The 22,166-nt window shown below is 56.3% G+C and carries 17 protein-coding genes; 5 read left to right on the forward strand and 12 right to left on the reverse strand.

Annotation, left to right across the window (positions count from 1 at the left end; all coding sequences use genetic code 11):
* Positions 1-31: 31 nt before the first annotated feature.
* The 3 genes from LOC70_RS10225 to LOC70_RS10235 all read right to left on the reverse strand — a co-directional run bounded on the left by LOC70_RS10225 (position 32) and on the right by LOC70_RS10235 (position 3,204).
* Entirely contained in the window at positions 32-688 is a 657-nt protein-coding gene (locus tag LOC70_RS10225; RefSeq protein WP_230253503.1) for a PepSY-associated TM helix domain-containing protein, read from the reverse strand.
* Positions 689-709: 21 nt separating this feature from the next.
* Positions 710-1,756, reverse strand: a complete 1,047-nt coding sequence (locus tag LOC70_RS10230) for a DUF1559 domain-containing protein (RefSeq protein ID WP_230253652.1) — start codon at positions 1,754-1,756, stop codon at positions 710-712.
* A gap of 656 nt (positions 1,757-2,412) precedes the next feature.
* Positions 2,413-3,204: an ABC transporter ATP-binding protein gene (locus tag LOC70_RS10235; RefSeq protein WP_230253504.1), complete on the reverse strand. Its 792-nt coding sequence runs from the start codon at positions 3,202-3,204 to the stop codon at positions 2,413-2,415.
* Between the two features lie 341 nt (positions 3,205-3,545).
* On the opposite strand from LOC70_RS10235, the gene LOC70_RS10240 reads away from it, so the two are divergent.
* Positions 3,546-5,231, forward strand: coding sequence for an alpha/beta hydrolase (locus tag LOC70_RS10240; RefSeq protein ID WP_230253505.1), 1,686 nt, complete (start codon positions 3,546-3,548; stop codon positions 5,229-5,231).
* A 246-nt stretch (positions 5,232-5,477) separates the two neighbouring features.
* Entirely contained in the window at positions 5,478-8,420 is a 2,943-nt protein-coding gene (locus tag LOC70_RS10245) for an ABC transporter permease (protein ID WP_230253506.1), read from the forward strand.
* A gap of 47 nt (positions 8,421-8,467) precedes the next feature.
* Here the strand turns inward: LOC70_RS10245 and LOC70_RS10250 are convergent, their stop codons facing one another.
* Positions 8,468-9,898: a sigma-54-dependent transcriptional regulator gene (locus LOC70_RS10250; protein WP_230253507.1), complete on the reverse strand. Its 1,431-nt coding sequence runs from the start codon at positions 9,896-9,898 to the stop codon at positions 8,468-8,470.
* A 10-nt stretch (positions 9,899-9,908) separates the two neighbouring features.
* On the reverse strand, positions 9,909-11,240 hold the full coding sequence (locus LOC70_RS10255; protein ID WP_255715959.1) for a sensor histidine kinase: 1,332 nt from the start codon (positions 11,238-11,240) through the stop codon (positions 9,909-9,911).
* 355 nt (positions 11,241-11,595) lie between these two features.
* On the opposite strand from LOC70_RS10255, the gene LOC70_RS10260 reads away from it, so the two are divergent.
* The 3 genes from LOC70_RS10260 (at position 11,596) to LOC70_RS10270 (ending at position 13,719) form a co-directional block, all read left to right on the forward strand.
* Positions 11,596-12,606, forward strand: a complete 1,011-nt coding sequence (locus LOC70_RS10260) for a DUF1559 domain-containing protein (protein WP_230253509.1) — start codon at positions 11,596-11,598, stop codon at positions 12,604-12,606.
* Positions 12,607-12,964: 358 nt separating this feature from the next.
* Positions 12,965-13,489 carry a hypothetical protein gene (locus LOC70_RS10265; RefSeq protein ID WP_230253510.1) on the forward strand — a complete coding sequence of 175 codons (525 nt, stop codon included), beginning with the start codon at positions 12,965-12,967 and terminating at the stop codon, positions 13,487-13,489.
* The gene (locus LOC70_RS10270; RefSeq protein WP_230253511.1) at positions 13,480-13,719 is read left to right on the forward strand and encodes a hypothetical protein; all 240 of its coding nucleotides are present in this window, start codon (positions 13,480-13,482) and stop codon (positions 13,717-13,719) included. The genes LOC70_RS10265 and LOC70_RS10270 overlap by 10 nt, the downstream gene beginning before the upstream one ends.
* A gap of 43 nt (positions 13,720-13,762) precedes the next feature.
* Here LOC70_RS10270 and ppk2 read toward each other — a convergent pair whose 3' ends face one another.
* The 7 genes from ppk2 to LOC70_RS10305 all read right to left on the reverse strand — a co-directional run bounded on the left by ppk2 (position 13,763) and on the right by LOC70_RS10305 (position 22,081).
* The gene (gene ppk2, locus LOC70_RS10275; RefSeq protein ID WP_230253512.1) at positions 13,763-14,674 is read right to left on the reverse strand and encodes a polyphosphate kinase 2; all 912 of its coding nucleotides are present in this window, start codon (positions 14,672-14,674) and stop codon (positions 13,763-13,765) included.
* Positions 14,671-14,901 carry a hypothetical protein gene (locus tag LOC70_RS10280; protein ID WP_230253513.1) on the reverse strand — a complete coding sequence of 77 codons (231 nt, stop codon included), beginning with the start codon at positions 14,899-14,901 and terminating at the stop codon, positions 14,671-14,673. The genes ppk2 and LOC70_RS10280 overlap by 4 nt, the downstream gene beginning before the upstream one ends.
* 11 nt (positions 14,902-14,912) lie before the next feature.
* Positions 14,913-16,073 carry a Na/Pi symporter gene (locus tag LOC70_RS10285; protein WP_315857245.1) on the reverse strand — a complete coding sequence of 387 codons (1,161 nt, stop codon included), beginning with the start codon at positions 16,071-16,073 and terminating at the stop codon, positions 14,913-14,915.
* A 471-nt stretch (positions 16,074-16,544) separates the two neighbouring features.
* Positions 16,545-17,192 (reverse strand): DUF3124 domain-containing protein, encoded by a 648-nt coding sequence (locus tag LOC70_RS10290; RefSeq protein ID WP_230253515.1) that lies wholly within the window; start codon positions 17,190-17,192, stop codon positions 16,545-16,547.
* A gap of 110 nt (positions 17,193-17,302) precedes the next feature.
* Positions 17,303-19,621, reverse strand: coding sequence for a SulP family inorganic anion transporter (locus LOC70_RS10295; protein ID WP_230253516.1), 2,319 nt, complete (start codon positions 19,619-19,621; stop codon positions 17,303-17,305).
* A gap of 267 nt (positions 19,622-19,888) precedes the next feature.
* On the reverse strand, positions 19,889-20,200 hold the full coding sequence (locus LOC70_RS10300; RefSeq protein ID WP_230253517.1) for a hypothetical protein: 312 nt from the start codon (positions 20,198-20,200) through the stop codon (positions 19,889-19,891).
* A gap of 123 nt (positions 20,201-20,323) precedes the next feature.
* Entirely contained in the window at positions 20,324-22,081 is a 1,758-nt protein-coding gene (locus tag LOC70_RS10305; RefSeq protein ID WP_230253518.1) for a potassium/proton antiporter, read from the reverse strand.
* Between the last annotated feature and the right edge of the window lie 85 nt (positions 22,082-22,166).

Consider the following 22,166-nt stretch of genomic DNA (forward strand, 5'->3'; position numbering starts at 1 on the left):
AAGGAATGACACCAACAAGAAAACGAAACGATCAATGAATGAACAATACAGCGACAAGAAACGGCAACAGCAGCCCTAAGCCCACCAACGGCCATGTCATCTTGCGACGCCGTGCGTGCTCCACCAGCAACAACAAGCCGGTGATGCAAAACACGAGCGTCGCGATGGCAAACAAATCCAAAAACCACTTCCACGCGGCTCCCGTGTTGCGGCCCTTGTGAAGATCATTGGCATAGGAAATCCATCCACGTTGAGTGGACTCGAATTCAAATTCACCGGTCTCGCGATCAATCGCCAACCAAGCATCCGAACCCGGGCCCGGCATCGAAAGATAGATTTCAAACTCCGACCAATCGGCCTGTCGTCCACCGATGGATTTCCCGACTCGCTGACTCAGCCAATCCGCCAACTCACGAGGCAATGGTGCTCGTTCCGTTTGCTCGGATGCGGCAAGTCGCTCGACCCATTCATCCGGCAACGTTTCAACCAACGATTCGCGATCGGGTTCCGTTTCAATCTGGGAAGCATGATTGAGCGTGATTCCCGTGATCGCAAACCCCAACATACCAATCAAGCAAACCGCCGAACTGGTCCAGTGCCACAGCACCACCATCCGCAACATCGCGGAAGAAAAACCGCTCTTTCGGATGGTGGCCGTGCTGCTGGACGACGCGGATGACTGATTCATACGAAACGTTGGTTGTTGGGACTATCGATCAGACGCAATCGTCTCGACCTCACGTCCCATTCGGGTCCAACTGGCGTACCAGATTTCTTGGTTCACGGAGTCAGTCACGTTTTGCACGCTGCCGTCCGCCAACAACACCTTCACCAATCCGGTGTGATAGCTACGCGGTCCGGTGATTTTCGCGGACCGGAAACTCAAATCGGGAATCTGGCTGTTCGGCGTGAGGTAGCCGTTCATGACCGCGCCGTCTGGCACCGAACCTCGCAGCCAGTAGTGATTGCGGCTGCCGTCCCAGGAGTTCGTGACGGCTTCGACCGGTGGGTATTCGCTGCGCTGAGCGGCTTCGAGAACAGTCGTCGCGATGGAGCTGACGGACGCGCGGTAACCTCGAAGATCGGGCTTGGGGTCGACGGTTGCGATGTCAATTCCGGAACCGATCGTCGTCTCCGCGAACAAGATCGTGTTGGAGGTGCCATCCAGGATGTCGCGAAATTTCAGCTTGGCGTTGACCCAACACATCCCATCCGAAGGCGTTCCATTTCCGGGGTGAAAGACACCGTCCTGGCCGCTGCCTTGGTTCATCGAATAACTGGTGCCGGCAATTTGAATGCTATCACCCGATGGCATCGTCAGGCTATGCAGTTCCGCACCAACATCGCTGGGGCACTCATAGGTGGGGACCCGAGTCGCCGCAGCCTCACGCAGTTCCACCGGCAAATCGTGCCGAGCAGGGTGGCCCATAGGGATACTGAAATCGATCAAGTCCTGCAGTTGAGCTTGCTCGAGAAAGGGCAGAATCTTGGCTTGCGGCGAAAAGTCGTTGGGATAATTCGGGCCGCTGAAACCGTTGTTAGGAAACGCTTCGGCATAGGTCGATGCGTAGTTGTGAACGGCCAACCCGATCTGCTTCATGTTGTTGCTGCACTGCATCGAGCGAGCCGCCTCGCGAGCGGCCTGGACGGCGGGTAGCAAGAGCCCGACCAAGACCCCGATGATCGCGATGACAACCAACAATTCGACCAAGGTGAATGCACGCTTGGACGCGGACGACTTCGGGGATGGCACCATCAACGTGGGATGGGCGGGGGTGTTGTGCGAGCCAGCTTGGATGGCAAAACGCATCGGTTACTCCTAAAAGTAGCGTATCGATTAACGAATTCGCTCCGACGGTTGGCTGGCTGAGGAACAAGGTCCGTCGCTGGCTAGGTCAAAGACTGAGTTGTGAAAAAGAGGCTCCTGCACCGTGCGGGAACCAAACGTCAACGTGTTTTCATTGACGGCGTGGTTGAGATTGCAAGCGATGCGTCATCGCTCGAGTTGTGTTCATGGTTGATGGCAGCTCATCTGGATCTTTCGATCTTTGTGAGTCCAGTCACGATGCGACACAAGGACGTTGTTCGCGGATGCCAGAGCGGCGAAAGGCAGGACGCAAATCGGGGTGAGAGATTCCGCCAGCGGAATCGCATTGAATCAAGCATCGACTACTCCAGCGAAAGGGCAAACATGAGGACGGACCGACCCATCGACAGCCGCGGCAAACAAGGCCGGGAAATCGAGGAGCAATACGAACGTGGCTTGCTAGAGGAATTCAAACCTCTCGGCTGGCTGCGTCGAAAAACCTGCTACTGCGAGTCATTCGCAATATAGTGCTGACTTCACCGGTCTCAATCAAGGGGTAAAACGAGTTCAAATATGAATTTTGAGCCCTGGCGGGTTCCTGACGGTTATCCGACCGTTTCGGCGAGTTTGGCGGCCACTCCAGTCAGAATTTCTTGGTATTTCGCGGCTAAGGACTGTGCGTCGCCGCAGATTTGGGTCGGGAATTGGTCGACGATCGCCCCATCTTTTAGCACCACCACCGAGTCCGCCCAGATCGCGACGGATGGTTCGTGGGTGACCATCACGATGGTTCGTTTTTGCTGATCACAGAGCGTTCGCAGCAGGCGGCAGATCGATTCGCCGGTCGCCGAATCCAAACTTCCCGTCGGCTCATCCGCGAAAACGATGGCGGGATCGGTGATCAAGGAACGGGCGATCGCCACACGTTGCTGCTCGCCGCTACTGAGTGCGTCGGGCAAATGGTGCAGACGATCAGCGATCCCAAGCTGCTCGGCAAGTTCTCTGAGCACATCTTCGCTTTCCAAAGACCGACCGGCCGCGTAAAGCGGAAACAGAATGTTGTCACGGGCGGACAGAGACGACACCAAATTGAATGCCTGGAACACCAAACCAATGCGGCTTCGGCGGAAACAGGTCAGTTGCTGATCCGACAAACTCGCAATGCTTTGGCCATCGACCTGCACCTCGCCGGAACTGGGGCGTGTCAACCCGCTCATCAAGTGCAACAGCGTGCTCTTGCCTGAGCCACTGGCACCCATCACGGCAACAAACCGGCCTCGAGGGACATCCAGCGACACATTGCGCAGTGCATCCACACTTCGACTTCCTTGACGGTAAGTCTTTGACACAGATGCAACGCTTGCAGCCGAAATCGAATCGGGTTCGGAAGAAGTCATCAACAACAAATTTGATATTGAGAACGAAACAGTGAAGACAAATGACCATGGCATTGTTCTCTGACGAAGCCGTCTCGTCCTAAAGCAGCGGTCGTGCCACAAGCTCGCCACAGCCGGAAGTTCATCCCAAGCTTTCCCAAAACGCCCGTCTTTTTCGCGGTCGATTCCCCCCGTGATTCAACAAGCATGCAGCAACGAAGGAGCTTGCCTTGCGTCTCGACGATGAAATGGCCATCGCCGCCGAATGAAATTCCATCGAGCTTGACGCCTTCCGCCAGGCGAACAGAATCAGCCGGTGTTGTCACAATCTTCCCCCGTGAACCACTCCATGCTGCTAGGTCATGCTGCCAGACCATCCACTTCGTTGTCACGCCACACTTTGTTGCTTGCTCGGCTTCACGATCGTTTGTTCATTGAATGCAGTGGCCGGCACAGAGGAGTCGAAGCCAATCGTCCTCCGCGAAGGCATGCCTCATGAATCGCGACACCCGGCGGACGAATCCACTGGAATCCCTGCTGCCACCCTTAAGACTCACTTTGCCTTGCCAGCATCCGCCACCACCGGAGCGTACGTGCGTGGGTCCATCCGTGGTGCAGGCAGTCTGGTTTGGTTGACCAATCCCAATGGCGAACCGATTCGGCAACTCGCTCGGGGAGAAGGCATCCTGCAAACATTTCACTTTGTGGTGGACGATCCGGCTTGTCGGCTGAGTGTTTCTGGACCGCCTTCGTCCGAGTACGCTCTGTCGGTTGATTCAATCATTCCGCTGTCGGATCAACGGCCACCATCACCAAGTTTGCAAAGTCCACGTCTGGCGGAATTGCGATCGCATCTTCAACGAGGCAAATCCACCGACGCGTTTTGGCGTTCACTTCGTGATGGCGGCACGCCACTGATCGAAGAACAAAACACTGACGGATCGCTTTCTGAACACGAGGTGCTGGTCACGTTCTTATATCGCGGTGCCAAACGGAACGTTCGTCTCTTTGGAGCTCCCTCGGGTGACCACGATGAATTGACACGACTCGGCGACAGCGACGTTTGGTACGGCAGCTATGTCGTCTCGAAGCAAGCTCGCATCGACTACCGATTGGCACCGGATGTTCCCGTCTTTGATGCAGACTATCGCCAACGACGGCGAGCGATTCTGGCAACGGCCCAGCGTGACCCGCTGAACCCGAATCACGAACCCGCCAATCCGACCGACATCTACGACGGCGTGTCCGTCGTGACTTTGCCCGATGCACCGTCATCACACTGGAGCCAAGCCTCGGCCTCCACGCCGAATAACACTTTGCTAAAGGGTTCGGTGCAAACCATTCAAGTGCACAGCGACATTCTCAACAATGATCGCGAAGTTCACCTCTATCGTCCGGTGTCGTACCAACCAAACGCCGCCGACAACGCAATGCTGATCGTTTTTGATGGCAACCGGTATCTCGAAGATGTCCGCCTTCCCACGATCTTGGACAACCTGATTGCGGCCAACAAAATCCCACCCACCGCGGCGGTGCTTGTGACAAACCCCGATCCCAAACAACGCGGTATCGAACTTCCTTGCAACGAGGATTTTGTCCGATTCCTGACGGACGAATTGATGCCCGTCGTCCATGCCCGGTCGCTGCATGCCTCCCGCGAACGAACGGTTCTTGTGGGTGCGAGTTATGGCGGGTTGGCGTCGTCCTTTGCCGCATTGAAAGCTCCGGAAAAATTCGGCAACGTTCTCAGCCAATCGGGCTCGTATTGGTGGTCACCCGGAGGCGAATTCGGACGAAACGAATCAAGCGAACCCAACTGGTTGATCCGGCAATACGTGCAGTCGAAACGCCAGCCCGTGCGGTTTGTTCTGCAAGCGGGAACGTTTGAATTGCCAAGCAACATCCTTCCCGACAACCGCCACTTCCGAAACTGTTTGGAAGCGAAGGGCTACGACGTTCAGTACTCCGAGTTTGTCGGTGGGCACGGCTACTTCCATTGGCGCCACGCACTTCCTGATGGATTGATGCGTGTTCTGCCGACACCGTAAACCTCTCTCAACAATCCACGTCGTCGCGGCACGAGCAACCGAACCAGCGATGCGCAGACCATCTTCGGCGGTGAAAAACCCGCCGCGAAAGTTTCGCCGAACTCGATCTTCGCGAATCGATCGCCGCAGAAAGACAACATTGAACGCTGTTTTGGCGGTTGGTCCACAGCTTGCATTGAGCGTCACACGATGACGTCCACGCATGGTTGCGTTTCACTCCTCCGCCCACTTGCGAACACTCTGTCCATGAACCAGCTCCGCTTTCTTGCTCGCTTTGTCATTTCGCAAATGCGGCTCAATCCGGGGCGTGCCCTCATCACGATGCTTGGCATCGTCGCCTCCACCTGTGCGGTGATTTGGGTTGTCAGTGGATACGATGCCTTGGTTGGCCAGTTCGATGAGAACAGCAAAAAGTATTTGGGCCGATACGATTTGCTGATCGCTCCCAAATCTGGTCCCCCGGGATCCGAACCACGTTTCGTTCAACAGGACTTGATCGACGAATTGAAAGCCGATACCGGCGTGTTGGAGGTGAATCCCATTAGCCAGGCTCGCGTCACGGTTCATCGCGTGGTGACAGAAGGCGAGATTGCCGACAAAGCACCCACTTCACTGGGCCTCGTCGTTGGTGCTCGACCGCCGGTCAATGGTGCGCCGCCCATCGACCCCACGTTGATCAGCACGCCTGCCGCTGAATCACCCTACGAAGTCGTGGATGGTCGATGGCTCAGCGAAAGCCACCAAGCACGTGAGATCGTCGTCGGGGAACTCGTTGCAAAGGAGAAACAACTCAAGGTGGGTGACGAGCTGCGTCTCATCTCGCTTGCCAACGATGTGCGGCTAAGCGTGGTTGGAATTGTTGAGCAAGCTCCTCAAGCCCCGTCGCTTTCACAACGTGGGCGTGGTGGCCCGCCACGCGGTGGAAAGGGAGAACGGCTCAGCAAGGGACCGCCTGGAGAACGTGCGACAAACCGACGAGCCGATCCAGCCGCGAAGGAAGACCTCTCGCCGAAAACCGTTCTGGGGATGCCCAAGAACTTCAGCGAAGGGATCGCTGCCAACGCCATTTACGTTCGCCCGAATCTAGCTGCCGAAATCAACGGCTACGTTTCGCAACCAAACGTTTTGCAGATTGCCATCCGCGACACCATCGACGCGTCCGAGTTTGCTGACGTGTGGGCGTCACGCTTGGCCGAGCGACACCCTCCGATGCAGTTGATTGACTTCGATACGGTTCGGGAAGGCATGGAAACCACGCGCAGTGTTTCCAGCCAACGCTCGCAAGCTTGGGCGGCAACGGGCATGGCAACGCTGGCGGCCATCTTCATCATTTTCTCCACGCTCAGCATGGGAGTCAGCGAACGAACCCGAGAATTCGCGATGCTTCGCGCGGTGGCCATGACGAAAAAACAAATCGCCGCCATCATCACCATCGAAAGTATGTTGCTCGCGGTCATCGGTTGGGTCGGCGGCTTGGTTGCGGAATGGGGCGTCCTGTCGATTGGCCGTTGGTTCGTTCCGGGCTGGTTTACCGGCGATGCCGTCTTGGGCTGGGGATGTGTCATGCTCTCTGGGTTCACGGTTCTGATCGGCTCGCTGGCCGCTGCCTTCGTTCCGGCTTGGCGAGCCACGCGAATTGAACCATTGGCTGCCATGTCGACGCGAATCCAACCGCCCCAGCGTCGAGCCTGGGTCCCCATGGCCGTCGGCGGTGCGTTGCTGTCCGCATTCACTCCGCTCGTCGTATTCGCCTTGCCCATGTCCGACGAATGGCGAACTTGGATTTTCAGTTTCCTCGCCTACCCGGTCTTGCTGGTCGGCATGATTGGGTTGGCGCCCGCAATCATTGTGTTTTGTGAACAAACCGTTGGACCATGGATCACGCGAGCACTGGGCATCGACACTCGTCTGATGAAAACGCAGCTTTCGACTCACCTGTGGCGGACGGCGGGTGCCACGCTGACGCTGTCCATCGGACTGGGGTTGTACGCCTCCACCCAGACCTGGGGCTATTCCATGTTAAGGCCTTTCACACCGGGCGATTGGCTGCCTGATGCCCTGGTGGCCTTTCACCCGGGAGGCGTCGATGAAGCGGGCATCGATCAAGTCCGTGAATTGGAGGGTGTCGATTCGCAACGCGTGATGCCGCTGGCGATCGAGCAGTCCCGGTTTGACTGGGGCGACGCGGATGCCCCTTCGCGGGTCACACGCGACAACGCGGTTCTGTTCGGAGTCGATCCGTCGTTCGCGTTTGGCAGTGATGCTCCACTAGTCGACGTCGACTTTGTCCGAGGTGACCGTGAATCGGCGATGGAGGCGTTGCTGGATGGCGGAAGCTGCCTGATCTCAGAAGACTTCCACATGAGTTCGGGGCTGGACGTTGGTGATGAGATGAGCTTCACGCCACCAACGGCTGAAAACGAGCAAGTCACCTATCGAGTTGCCGGCATCGTTTCGCTGCCCGGTTGGCATTGGGTCACCAAGTTTTCAGGCGTGCGACGACACTTTGTTCGAACCGCGACGATGGTGTTTGCAAACCGCAACGATGTGCAGCGAGATTTTCATCTTCCCAAAACAGAGTTCTTGTGGATGGACCTGCAACCGGGCGCGGACGTGGCCTCGGTGGAGTCCAGCCTGCAACCCATCGCCCAACGGGCTTCGGGGGAAACCTTTGTCGCCAGTGGGTTGGGCGACGTCAAAGCCTATCGTCCGTACGCCAGATTGACCGCTACCGAAACGGTTCGACAAGCCATTCGGATTCGCGCCGACGACATGATTTGGGGCATGAGCTATTTGCCGCTGATCACTCTCGCGATCATGTCGCTCGCAATCGCGAATACCGTGATTGCATCGGTTCGTTCCAGGACTCGTGAATTTGGCATCATGCGATCGATTGGCGTGACCCGCGGACAACTGGTGAGGCTGGTCATCACGGAAACCGTTTTGATCGGCCTTTCCGCCTGCGTGTTGAGTCTGGTCTTTGGGCTGATCGCAGGTTGGTGCGGTGTCGGCATGGCGCGGTACGGTGGATGGTTTGCCGGGCCACCTAATTTCGTCATCCCTTGGTCGCACCTGTCTCTCGGATTCGCGATGACGATTGGGTTGTGCTTGTTGGCCAGCGTTTGGCCCGCGTTTCGCATCGGCCGCATGGAACCGCTCAGCCTATTGCGTGCGGGGCGCGTTGGCTGAGCGGATTGGCTGGCCGGATTGGCTGACCAGCGACGTAGTGGTCGCTGTTACGAATTGGAATTCGCGGACGGATCGTCCAAGTGATAAGCACGCATCCGATCGCGAAGCGTGCCTCGATGGATGCCAAGCATTTCAGCCGCTTTCGCCCGGTTCCCACCGGTATGTTTCATCACCGTGCGAAGCAACGTCGGCTCGGTTGCTGCTAGAAAATCACTGTGCAAATCCATCGTGTCGGGTGACTCTTCGATCGCCTTTTCCGTCCAAGCTCGGATGGCTTTCTCAACGCCCTGAACCGGCGAGACACCCGCGTTTTCGCGACCGGGTTTGGGTTCCGGAAAATCATCGATCGTCAGCTTCCGACCGCGTGCCACCACGGCGGCGTGTCCGATCGCATTCTTCAATTCGCGGATGTTGCCGTGCCACGGTCGTGCTTTCAATTGCTCCAGCAACTCATCGTCCAATGCCGTGTCGACGTCGCGATACTTCATGGACGCTAGAAAGTGTCGACAAAGCGGCAGCACGTCTTCCAAGCGATCGCGAAGCGGCGGCAGATGGATCTGCACCCCAGTCAAACGATGAAACAAATCTTCGCGAAACTTGTTGCTCGCGACATCTTCGTGCAGATCACTGTTGGTTGCCGCGAGAATGCGAACGTTCGCCGTTCGCGGCTTCACATCGCCCACGCGGCAATACTGGCCTTGCTCCAAAACACGCAGCAATTTGACCTGCGTTCCCAGCGGTAAATCACCGATTTCATCCAGCAACACCGTGCCGCCTTCGGCACGTTCAAACAATCCCGCTCGGTCGTCACTGGCTCCCGTGAATGCACCTTTGACATGACCAAAAAGCTCGCTTTCGATCAAATCCGGATTCAATGCGACGGGCGCGATCGGGATGTACGGCCCATCGCTTCGGCGACTGTGACGATGAATGGCGGCGGACACCAATTCTTTTCCGGTGCCGGTTTCCCCCGTGATCAGCACAGACAAATCACTATCCGCAACCAAAGCAATTTGCCGAAACACCTGCTGCATCGCGGGTGATGTTCCGACCAACACGGAAGGATCCAAATCCATCGGTTGAGTCGCGGCCGGTGCCGTCCGACGAGAGGACTTTTGCAAAGCGGTTCGGCAAGTCTGCAACGCGTCTTCCAGCTTGAACGGCTTGGTCAAGTAGTCCGTCGCACCATTGCGAACCGCGGCGACCGCCGTTTCCAAATCCCCAAAAGCGGTGATGATGATCACCGGTGCGTTGTCGGTGACTTCGAGAAATCGCGGCAAGGCCGAGATGCCATCTTGCTTGGGAAGACGCACGTCAAGGATCACCATCGAAAGTTCGTTTTCCGCCGCCAGTCGCAGCCCTTCCTCAGCACTGGAACCTGTGATGACATCGTGGCCTTCTCCCGTGAGCATTTTCTCCAATGCCCAACAGATCGAAGGCTCGTCATCAACGACAAGAATTTTATGTTGGTCTGTCATGAATTGGTTTTCAGTTTTGCAGCAGTGTGTCCAGCTCAAAGACCGTCATGTCGTTTTCACGTCGCCAACGAACCGACCCGCCAAGGTACTCCGCCGAACGCTGCACCACCGGCAATCCTAATCCCATTCCTTCAGGTTTGGAGGTGACAAACGGTTCGAACAGGCTCTCGGCGATGTCATCGGGAACGCCAGGCCCATTGTCCGTGACGGTGACCCGAAGCATTTCTTGCTGAGGTGATCGCACCTTCACCGTGACGTGATCGCTCACCTGAATGGCGTTGTGAATCAGATTCGTCACGGCTGCCACCCAAGTCGGTCCATCCTGGATCATGGATTCGGACAAGGATTCATCCAGCTCCCAAGTTAGGTCGATTCGCAAGTGTTTGGCAATCGGTGAAAGGCTGGTTCGAACATCGTCCAAACAAGTCCGCACACTTGCCGGGCGATCCTTGTCTTGCCGTCCCGACGCCACCAACAGCAGTCGCCGAACATAGTCTTCTGACAATTCGATTTGGTGAATCGCGACGCGGATGCCTTCGTCGTCTTCGATTCCGCGTTCCTGAGCATGAAGTTCGATGGCCATCCGCGCACCGGTCAAACTGTTGCGAAGCTGGTGTGCCATTCCGCCGGCAATTTGATGCAACAATTTCTGGCTTTGTTGCCGATTGATCTGTTTCCAAAGCTGCTGAAGCTGATCCGCCATGGACTCGACGGCATCTCCTAACACGCCGATCTCATCCGCCACGTCGTCGGACACGTCGTCGGACAGGGGCGAATCAAAATCACCTCCCGCCACGGCCTCAACTCGTCGCTGCAACTTGCCAATGCGACGAACCAACCGTGTGGTCAACCACAACGTCAGCGAACTCAACGCCACGATCGTCGACAATCCCGTTGCCAAGGGAAGCAGCGCCGCATTGCGACGACTGGCTTCAACCTGTTCCTCAGCAAAGAGCACCACAACCGACGCCACACGATCTTGCCGGAGTCGACTTTCCACGGTGTCAAAGGACCACGCTCGATAATGCTGGGCGTTTTCATCGGGTGCAAACAGGACGGGGGTGCCGTCCGCTTCGGATCCACCACGCGACACCAACACTGACAACTGCTCTCTCGCCCCGGTCGCCAGCGACACCGTGGAGGTGGTCACGTTTCCTGTTTCCGTGAGGCCAATCAATTCAGTTTGAGTGAGCTCAGCGAGTGATTCGAGCACCATCGAATTGAGGGGGAAATTGGAGTCCGACAACGTCGATTCGATGGCGTCAAATCGAGACCGCAAATCCTTCATCGCTCGTCGCGAGCCCAATTCGTACGACGCGACCGCAACCAAGATCGCCGCCATCAACGCCGTGGCGAGAATGGGGGCGAGCAGACGCAGGCGAAGCGAACGAAATGGCGGAGATTGGGTCACGAAATCAGTCTAATCCGTCGTTCGCGACGGGAATTTCACCAGCTTCGGTGGAAGTCCCGTCGGCAAATGGAGTCAAAACGAGGGTTTGGATCATGATACGCAGGCCTTAGACGATCAATGCGAGATGGCACGGCGGATGCTATGCAATTGCCGTCACACTTTTCTGAATCACCGATGTCGACGAGAAACACCGCGAACGAACAATCTGTTCCGTTTCCTGGTCCTATCCTATTTCCGTCGCTCGCGACCGCTGGACCGGTCGCACCCCGCGAAAGAATCGAAACTCATGAACCAACGACGCTCTGCATTTACTTTGGTCGAACTCCTGGTCGTCATCGCGATCATTGGAGTCTTGGTGGGTCTGCTTCTTCCCGCCGTTCAAGCCGCCCGCGAGGCTGCTCGCCGCATGCAGTGTGGCAACAACCTCAAGCAAATTGGACTCGCGTGCCACAACTACCAAAGTGCCTACAAACGATTTCCACCCTCGGCGATTGTTGATCTCAGCGTTAACTCGACCGGCAATAATGGATCGTGGGGAGTGCACGGTCGGATCTTGCCGTTCCTGGAACAAGGCAACGTGTACGAGAACGTCGATCTGTCGTTGGGCTGGGACAACCAAGACGTCATCCATGAACTGAAGATTCCGGTTTACGCCTGCCCCAGCGATCCTGGTACGGACCAAGAGCGAGTCTTCTCGGACAACCGCCCGACGCTCTATCCCACCACTTATGGATTCAATTTTGGACGCTGGTTCGTTTTCGATCCCACCACGCGGAAAGCCGGTGACGGCATGTTTGCTCCCAACCAGTTCTATGACTTCCGTGACTGCTTGGACGGCAGCAGCAACACCTTGTTGACCGGCGAAGTCAAAGCGTGGACGCCGTATCAACGCAACGGCGGGCCGTCGACCACAACCATGCCCGTGACCCAAGTGGATGCCGAAGCCATCGTTGCCAGCGGTGCACAGTTCAAAAACACCGGTCATACGGAATGGCCAGACGGTCGCGTCCATCACACGGGGTTCACGGTCGCCATGCCTCCCAACAGTGCGGTGCACTACGAGACCGGCGGACAACTGTACGAGGAAATGGACTTCAACAGTTGGCAAGAAGGCAAAAACGGACAAAGCGGCAGCCCCACCTACGCGATCATCACTTCCCGAAGTCACCACATCGGGATGGTGCATGTCGCCCGAGTCGATGGCAGCGTCACGTCCATCACCGATTCGGTGAATCGCGAAATTTGGCACGCTTTGGGCACCCGTGCCGGACGCGAAGTGATCGATGGGGACTATTGAGCGAAGGCCGTCACTCGATCAAAGATTATTCGATTTTCAAACGGCGGATTGAGAGACGTTGAGCAACCAGTGGTGTGGCGACCGGCAATCCATGTCGAATGGCCGGACGAACAATCCCCACACCAGGAGGCCTCTTCGATGAAGGCAATCACCCATCTCTCTTTCGCTTTGTTCACCAGCATTGGCCTTGGCACGGTTTACGCTCAACCGCCCGGCCGCCCCGGGGATCGTGACCGTCCAGGCTTGCCCGTCGATCGGCTGATGCGTCTGGATCAGAACGAAGACGGCAAGTTGTCGGCTGACGAAGTCGAGGAAACTCGCGTCCGTGCAATGATCGAACGCGCCGACCAGGACAACGATGCCCTGGTCACTCGAGAAGAGCTGGAAGCATTCGTTCCTGATCGCTCCGCCGAAGGTCGATCCGGCGATCGCGAAGCACGCCCCCGTGAAGATCGGCCCCGTGAAGATCGGCCCCGTGAGGCACGGCCTCATGATGACCGCCCTGAGGCCCGGGGCGATCGTCCCGAGCATCGCAAAAGTCGCCGCGATGCACCGCGTGCTGAACGACGATCGGGCGAAGATCGTGACTTCGGAAAAGGACCTCGCGGTCGGCGTGGTCCCCAGCATCAACGTCCCGATGACCGAGGCTTCGGGCGACCAGACCACGGATCCCATCGCCCGCACGGCAAAATGGATCCAGGACGCCGCGAAGGTGATCGAAACCACTCGCATGGCCCCCAAAGTCATGGCCCCCAAAGTCATGGTCCCCAGGATCGTGGTCCTCAGAATCGTGGCCCCATACATCGCGAACCACGTGCCGCCGGCGGTCCACCCGCCGCGGGCCAAGTGTTGCCAGAATTTGTTCAAGACCGCATGGATCTGAACGAAGAGCAACGCGACGCTCTGCGAAAACTGCAAGCGACCGTGGACAGCGAGCTGAAGGAAATCCTCACCGAGGATCAACTGCAATCGATGAAACAGGACCCAAGAAATCGCCCGCAACCACCGGAAGGTGCCGAGCGTGGACCGCGTCGAGGCCCACCTCGTGAGTTCGACCGGGATGATTCACGACGCGAAAATCGTCGCGAGCGTCCCGAGTCCGTCGACGCGTGAGTCGCCCCCGCACCTTCGCATAACGCAATGCGACCTCGGGCAATCAATACACCATCGGAACGATCACGTCCGGTGGTATTTGTTTGCGCTGGTATTCGTCGCTGTGCAATCGTTCAGGCAATTCCACCGGATCCTGTTGCACTTCCGTGTAAGGAATCTGCGACAGCAAGTGGTGGATGCAGTTCAACCGAGCACGCTTCTTGTCGTTGCCTTCGATCACCCACCACTGAGCCTCGGGAATGTTGGATCGCTCCAACATGACTTCCTTGGCTTTGGTGTACTGTTCCCAGCGACGACGTGATTCCAAATCCATCGGACTCAACTTCCACTGCTTCAGCGGATCGTTGATTCGGCATTGGAACCGGAACTCTTGCTCGTCGTCCGTGATTGAAAACCAATACTTCAGCAGGATTGTTCCTGAAGCGACAATCATGCGTTCGAAATCAGGAACGGTCCGAAAGAACTGCTCGTACTCTTCGTCGGTGCAAAACCCCATCACGCGTTCAACCCCCGCGCGGTTGTACCAACTCCGATCGAACAGAACGATCTCGCCGCCCGCCGGCAAGTGCTGAGCATAGCGTTGAAAGTACCACTGTGTCTTTTCACGTTCGTTGGGTGCCGGCAACGCCACCACACGGCACACCCGCGGATTCAATCGCTGGGTGATCCGCTTGATGGCTCCACCTTTTCCGGCCGCATCGCGACCTTCAAAAAGGACAGCCACCTTGACCTTGTTGGTCACGACCCATTCCTGCAACTTGACCAGTTCCAACTGCAGCTTCAGCAAGTTGCGAAAGTACTCGTGTCGTCCCATCTTGCCTTCGCGAGTCCGATGAGGATCGCCTTCGCGTTCCATCAACGCGTCCCCAATTTCCGCTTCGATCTCTTCATCGATCGAATCCAAAATCTCCTCACGGATTCGTTCGTAGTCGTCGGGAAGTTGTGCGTCACTCACGACGGTTTCTCCTTGCGATACTCCTCGATCAAGAACGCCAAAAATTCGCGGATCGATTTAAGCGAAAACTCGGCGCTCTTCATGTGGTTTTCCAGACCTTCGATTTGCACTTCCTGGGCCATCGCCTCACGACGTTGCATCTCGGCTTTCAATTGTGCGAGCGTCGTCTCGGTGTCCGAGATGAGGTTGGCAATGGTGCTGGTGGAATAATGTTTGAAGTCACTCACGGATTGATCTTTCAAAGAATGCTGGAAATGCCCAGGCAGAGCCCAGGAATGAGGAAGAAGACTCCGATGATGTAGGCCAGGGCAACCAGTTTGTTTTCAGCAGCGGTGGCTCCCAGCCATTCGGCTGCCTTGACCGGTAGAAAACGAAGGAACGGAATCCCGTAAATCACCAACACACCCAACACGTTGTAGGTCAGGTGAATGAATGCGATCTGCAAGGCCGCCGCTTGGTTCCCATCCGCCGCCGTCGCCGCCAACAACGCCGTGATGCAGGTCCCGATGTTTGCCCCCAACGTGAACGGGTAAATCTGCTTCAAACCGAATGCCCCGGATCCTGCCAACGGAACCATCAGCGAGGTCGTGGTCGAGGACGATTGCACCAGCACCGTGACCAGCGTGCCAGAGAAAATGCCCGACACTGGACCTTTGCCGATCGCCGCATGCATGATGTCTTTTGCCCGACCGACCATCAATTGTTTCAGCAATTTGCCGACGTAGTGGATCGTGATAAAGATCATCACGATTCCGACCAAGATCAGAAGGCTTCCGCCCAAACCATCCGGCAGCCCTTCGACGGAGTGTTTGGCTGTGTTGACCACCGGGGCCGTGGCCGCTTTGACAAAGTTCATGCCTTTAATCGAGGCGTCTTCCACCACGAAGATGCCCGCCAGCATCTTTCCCAGATGCTCCAGCAGCCCGAACATCATCTCCAAGGGCAAAAAGATCACGACAGACAACAAGTTAAAAAAGTCGTGCACCGTCGCGGCGGAGAATGCACGGGCGAACTCTTTCTTTTCGCGAACGTGCCCCAGCGAGACAATGGTGTTGGTGATCGATGTTCCAATGTTTGCTCCCATGACCATGGGAACCGCTACCGAAACCGGCAAACCACCGGCCACCAATCCAACGATGATGGACGTCACCGTCGATGAAGACTGGATCAACGCCGTCGCGACCGTTCCCACCACCAAACCCGCGAATGGATTGGTTGCAAATTCGAACATTTCCTTGGCTTCATCGCCGGTCGCCGTTTTGAAGCCCGAGCCTATCAACCCGACCGCACAGATCAAAAAGTAAACCAGCGCAGCAACGGAAACCCACTGCAGAATTTGGTTTCCTGTGTCTTCCTTTGCCATGACTTCGTTTGCTGCGTCGTCAAGAACGTCGTCCACAATGCTCTCGGTGGTTTCAGTCATGATGGAACCGTTCGGGATAGGAGCTTAAAGTTTGCAACCATTTCAGAAGCCACGAGGTACCGATTGCGAACCAATGTCGCTTCGACACCTTTACCAGGCATTCCGCACGCGTGAGCCCGGCCACGCTTGAAATGATCCATGGGGAGAAAAGATCTCACGGCAACCAAAGCCCAACCAAGTGACGTCCCAGGGAACGTGCATTGATTCGCGACCATCTTCGCCGTGAGCGGACTTTTATGAGAGAGCGATTGAAATCAATCAACCACTTTGAACCACTGTGTCAGAAACGACACAAAAACCGGCCAACTGCAATCGGCCAGCTTTTAACGGGTGAAAATTGAAACCTGAGACGCTTTCACCGGCAAAAGCGACCGAAAGTTCACCAGATCTTCATCTGCCAAACGCGGCAACTTGCCCACATCAGGATTCGAGTGACCAGCCGACGGCTCAATCGATGGAAGCATCCAAGCTCAAATCGTCATCGACCATTTCGTCATCGTCGATCTTCGTTTCCCGAATGGCGACGGCCGGTGCGGTGAACGAGATGCCTTGCGTGTTGCTTGTGTCCACCATCACGGTTTCCACAATCGGTTGATTGACTTCCGTTCCCGCTTTCCATTCGACCAAGAACGACGCACCACTTCCGCCGGATTTGTCATCTCGCTCAATCACAAACTCGGTTGCCGCCAAAGGTGCCAACTGAAGCGGCTTTTGCAGCAGAGATCGGATCTCTTTCCCACTGGTGTCGAAGTACCGCACCGACGTGATGACAATCTCGTTATCCACGTCGGTGTTGCGAACGTTCAACGTCACCGTCAACAGATACGGCTCGCCCTTTTGGTGGTAAACATGCGAATAGGCGGGCACATACAGTCGTTGTCCGGTGACGGGCCGCCATGGCATGGAGTCCAGTTCCATCCGAGCCTCATCGCGAACGCTGGGCGAACGCGATGGAAAACTATCTTCGATCGATCGGAATCGAAACTCGATGAAGATCACCAACAAAACGATCGGCACAACCACAAACAAAAACGTCAACAGCTTCAGGTGCCGAGCCACTTGCTCAGCACGGTCTTCACGTGAGTTCGTCGACATGATGTGCCGTGTGATGGGTGGAACCGACAGGAACCGGTCACTCACATTGAGTGAACGACCGGCATGTCGGGCGAAAGGCAGGATGGTTCGATCCAGCGGTCCTCAACTCATCAACCAGTCGTTTCGGCGGGTTCTTGCGAGGACGACGCTGGTTCCGGAGCAAGCTGGGGAATGTTCTCACCCAAGAACTTGGTGTGCCCGGTTTTCACATCATACAACGCTCCGATCACCTTCACACGTCCCGCTTCCACGGCCTCGCGAATGATCCGGCTGCGTTTCAAGATTTCATCGACCGTGTGAATCACATTTTGTTCCGCGATCCGATCAACGAACGCCTCCTTCTCATCGTCCGAAAGTGTTTCCATCGCCTTCGCGGAATCATCCGGAACGCAAGGGGCAATTTCATCAACAATCGACTGCAAGTGCTGACAACCGGTGGCTGATTCCGCCCCTTGATTCGCGGCAACCAACTGCACCGACGAGGTCACCGCTCCGCACCGGGTGTGACCGAGTACCGCCACCAATTTAACGCCCGCGACACCGACGGCGTATTCCAAACTGCCAAGCGATTTTGTGCCCACCACGTTCCCGGCAACTCGGACACTGAATATGTCACCAACGCCCAAATCAAACACCAGCTCAGTTGGCACGCGCGAATCGATGCAACTGAGAACGGCCGCCAACGGGCTTTGACCGGCCGCCGTCGCGTTGACCTGACGCCCCAAGTCTCGATTCAAGCGATCACCGCGGACAAATCGATTGTTGCCATCGTGAAGGATCTTGATGACCTGGTCCGATGTGACCATTTCCTGTTTTTCGCGAGACGTGAAATCCGAGAACTCGCTGGCGTCACTGAGTTGGTATTTCTGGCGAAAACCGGTGAGATTGACCGACACACCACGAGCCGGCGCCACGTTGCTTTTGAAGTCACGAAGCAAACTCAACACGTCCGGATCGATGTAATCCGAACGCGACGCATCAATGACGACCTTGCTGCCGGATTTGGCTTCATTCAGAACCGAATCCAAGGCTGCTCGGTTGAGGAAACTGACTTGGTTGGACAGCTCGATGTGTGTCACATCACCGTCGACCTGAGTCTCTTTGATACGTCGAATTGGACGACGAAGGTTGCTGTTAAGGATGAACAAAATGCTGATGGCCAAACCGATCAGAATCCCAATCAACAAGTCGGTCACAACAATTGCCACCACCGTGACAATGAACGGTGTGAACTGGTAACGGCCTTCGCTCCACATCTGATGAAAGATCTTTGGGCTGGCCAATTTGAAACCGGTCACCAACAAAATTGCCGCCAGAGCCGATAGCGGGATCAAGTTCATAATCCCCGGCAGCAAGGCGACGCTGATCAACAGCAACGCACCGTGGAAGATCGCCGACAACTTGGTCTTCGCTCCGGCACCTACGTTGACCGAACCTCGCACAATCACGGAAGTGACCGGCAATCCACCGATCAAACCACAAACCATGTTGCCGCAACCCTGCGCCACCAATTCACGGCTGGCGGGTGAATTTCGCTTGGCCTTGTCCAACTTGTCGACCGCTTCCAAGTTCAACAGTGTTTCCAGCGAAGCGACCACCGCGATGGTGATCGCACCGACGTAGATCGCGGGATCCAACGCGCGGGTGAAATCAGGCAGACGCAAGAAACCTAAGAACTCTGAAAAGCTTTGAGCGATCGGAATCTGAACCAAGTGAGATTCACCGACTTTCCAATCATCGCTCATGCCTTGAAAGCCCATGTTGATCAGCACGCCCATCACCACAACGACCAACGGAGCCGGCATCAGCGACTTCTTCAATGCGGGGATGCGATCCCAGACGACCAAGACCGCGATCGACAACAAACCGATGCACATGGCACCAAAATGGATTTCGCCGTCAAAAATGGTCAGCAACTCAGAGAACGTGTTCTTTTCATCCGGTTGCTGAAAAGACATCTCGCCCTCCGGGTCCGTGTCGTGACCAAACACGTGGGGGATCTGCTTCAAAATCAGAATCACCCCAATCGCAACCAACAACCCTTTGATCACGCTGGAGGGAAAGAAGGCAGACAGGGCACCACCGCGGGCGATGCCAAATCCAATTTGAATGATCCCCGCGATAAAGACCGCCAACAGGAATGCTTCAAAGGATCCCAGCGAAGCAATCTGGGCTGCCACAATCGCGGTCAAACCTGCTGCGGGACCGCTAACACTGGTATGAGAACCACTGACCGCGGCGACCACCAAGCCGCCGACGATCCCCGCCAACAACCCGGAGAACAGGTCCGCTCCCGATGCCAGGGCAATCCCCAGACACAACGGCAGGGCAACGAGAAAAACGACCAAGCCGGAAATCAAATCCCGAAGAATCGTGCTGGGTGAAAACAAGGAGGTGCTATCGGGTGAAGGAGCTTCTGCAGTCGACATGGGAATATCCTTGGCAATACGAATCAGTCGCAGTGCAAGTGAGTGATGATGAAAGAAGAAATCGAAGATTGCTCGAAAGGATGCATTCCGCTCGCGCCATCATGGAATCAATTCAACGAAAGCTGATTGACCGGGGATACCACAACACCGCGCGAGTGCTGCACGCTCGGAACGGAACATCGCCCAGGGCGCACGGGAACTTCAATTGGAAGCAATTCGAGTTTGAAGAGACAAACCGAGAACAAATCGTGAAGACAGACCGGTGGCCTAGCAGCGCATCGGTGCAAGCGATTCGTATTGGAAGCGGTGCCCACTGGGAAGCGGATGATCATCGGACGCGATCATCAACGCTCGCACCACCAGCGCCGCATGCGTTTCAGCTCGCAAACAACCGACCATCGTCAGACGGCCATTGGGCGAACGAAGCTTTCGCACACGCCGCTGCGAAGAACAGTGGACTCGTTCTTCGTTTTCTTCCGTTTCTGCTTGGCGGACGTTTCCCAGCACAGAACGGGAAACGACCGAGGTGACTCCGAACCCTGGCAACGCCAATAGCAACAACATGATGAGAGACATCATGCGTTGGCTGCGGCCATGCGACATTGGTTGGAAGAAAATATTCAAAGCTCTCGAATCTCAATCCGAATGGACGATTCAGTGACGGAGACCACACGCGAAACGGCGTTTTTTTGATTCTAATGGTCAGCGATCGACCGGCAAAGACGATTCCGACTCAACTTCCGGTTGCGGGAGGATCGACATACCGACGTACTGAATGGTTCCATCGGTCGAGATTTCTCGCAAATGCAGCACAATTTGGTCGATTTGCAACGCCGCACCGATCTGAATGTGATCTTCGTGAAGTTTGCTTCGCACCAGTTCCTCGAGCGTCATTTCACCGTTGTCGGACAATCGCAAGTCGTAAAACTGCTCCAACTCCGCCACGCGAATGGAACCTCGCAGCGGAAACTCCAACTCCGTTGGCAATTGCTCCGGCTGAGATCGACGCGGAGCAAACACTCGGTCCACCGCACTACGAATGCTGGGCCGCAACACAACCACCACGTGATCACCGGGCTGCAGCATGGAACGTCCTTGGGGCAGAACCGTTTGTTCCTCGCGAACGATCAATGCGATCACAACGCCTTCGGGAAGTGCCAAATCCTTGATCATGCAACCGGCCGCGCGAGTTCCCTCTTCGATGTAGTAATCGACGATGTCGCCGTCCACCGTTTGCAAGGAACTGATTTCCAAAGTCACCGGTGGCGGTTGATTGGCGGGCACTTCCAATCGCAGCGTCTTCGCCACGGCGGGCAACGTCCACCCTTGCACCAGCGCCGACACCAACACGACAAAGAACACGGTGTCGAAGATTACCGACGCGGCCGGAAGCCCCGCGAGCATGGGAAACGTCGCGAGCGTGATCGGGACGGCTCCCTTCAATCCCACCCAAGACAAAAACGTTAGCTCACGAACCGAGAACCGAAACGGAATTCCGCACAAAAACACAGCCACCGGACGAGCGATGAAGATCAACACGGAAGCGATCAACAACGCCGGAACGGCCACTTCCATCAATCGACTTGGGAACGAAAGAATCCCAAGCGCGGTGAACATCAAAATCTGACACATCCACGCCAAAGCATCGTGGAAAAGCAAAATGCCCCGGTGAAAGACCGGACGTCTGTTCCCGATCACCACACCGGTCAAATAGACCGCCAAGAAACCACTGCCGCCCAGCTCCGCCGCCATCCCGAACGAAAACAATCCCAACGCGGTGGCCATCACGGGATAGAGTCCCGCAGCCTCCAAGCGAATGTGCTGCAGCACCCAAGCACCCGCCCAACCCACCGCCAATCCCATCGCGGTACCGACGACGGCTTGATTGAGAAACAAAACCACCAATCCAAAGCCAAACGGTGTTTGCTGAGTCAGCACCTCGATCAAACCGACCGTCAGAAAAATCGCCATCGGATCGTTCGATCCACTTTCGACTTCCAACGTGTTTGCCAATCGCGGCCGGATGTGGACACCGCCGCCTCGCAAGACGGAAAACACAACGGACGCATCGGTGGACCCAACGATGCTGCCCAGCAGCAATCCCTGCATCCAACTCAGTCCCAAGATCCACGACGCCGCCACGCCTGTGATGGCGGCGGTGACCACCACCCCGACGGTCGCCAGCATCGAAGCCGGTTTCCAGGCCGATCGAAACGCGGAATAGGGCGTGCCGATGCCGCCATTGAAAAGGATCAAACACAACGCCGTCGTCGCGAAACCATGTGCCAGCGTGTAGTCCTCGAACTCGATGCCACCAATGCCTTCTGAACCGGCCAACATGCCGATGGCCAGAAAGACCACCAAGACCGGCACGCCCATTCGCGCCGAAAACTTGTTCGACGCGATTCCCAGCAGGAGCAAGCTTCCCGCAATCAGAATGAGAGTGTCGATGGTGAACATGAAATTCGCGACTCGAAGAACAAAGAAGGATCCAACCGTTCGTTGACGCTCATCATGACGTTGGCACGGGGTTGCGTTCCAGGCC

The sequence above is a fragment of the Rhodopirellula halodulae genome (assembly GCF_020966775.1).
Lineage (GTDB): Bacteria > Planctomycetota > Planctomycetia > Pirellulales > Pirellulaceae > Rhodopirellula > Rhodopirellula halodulae.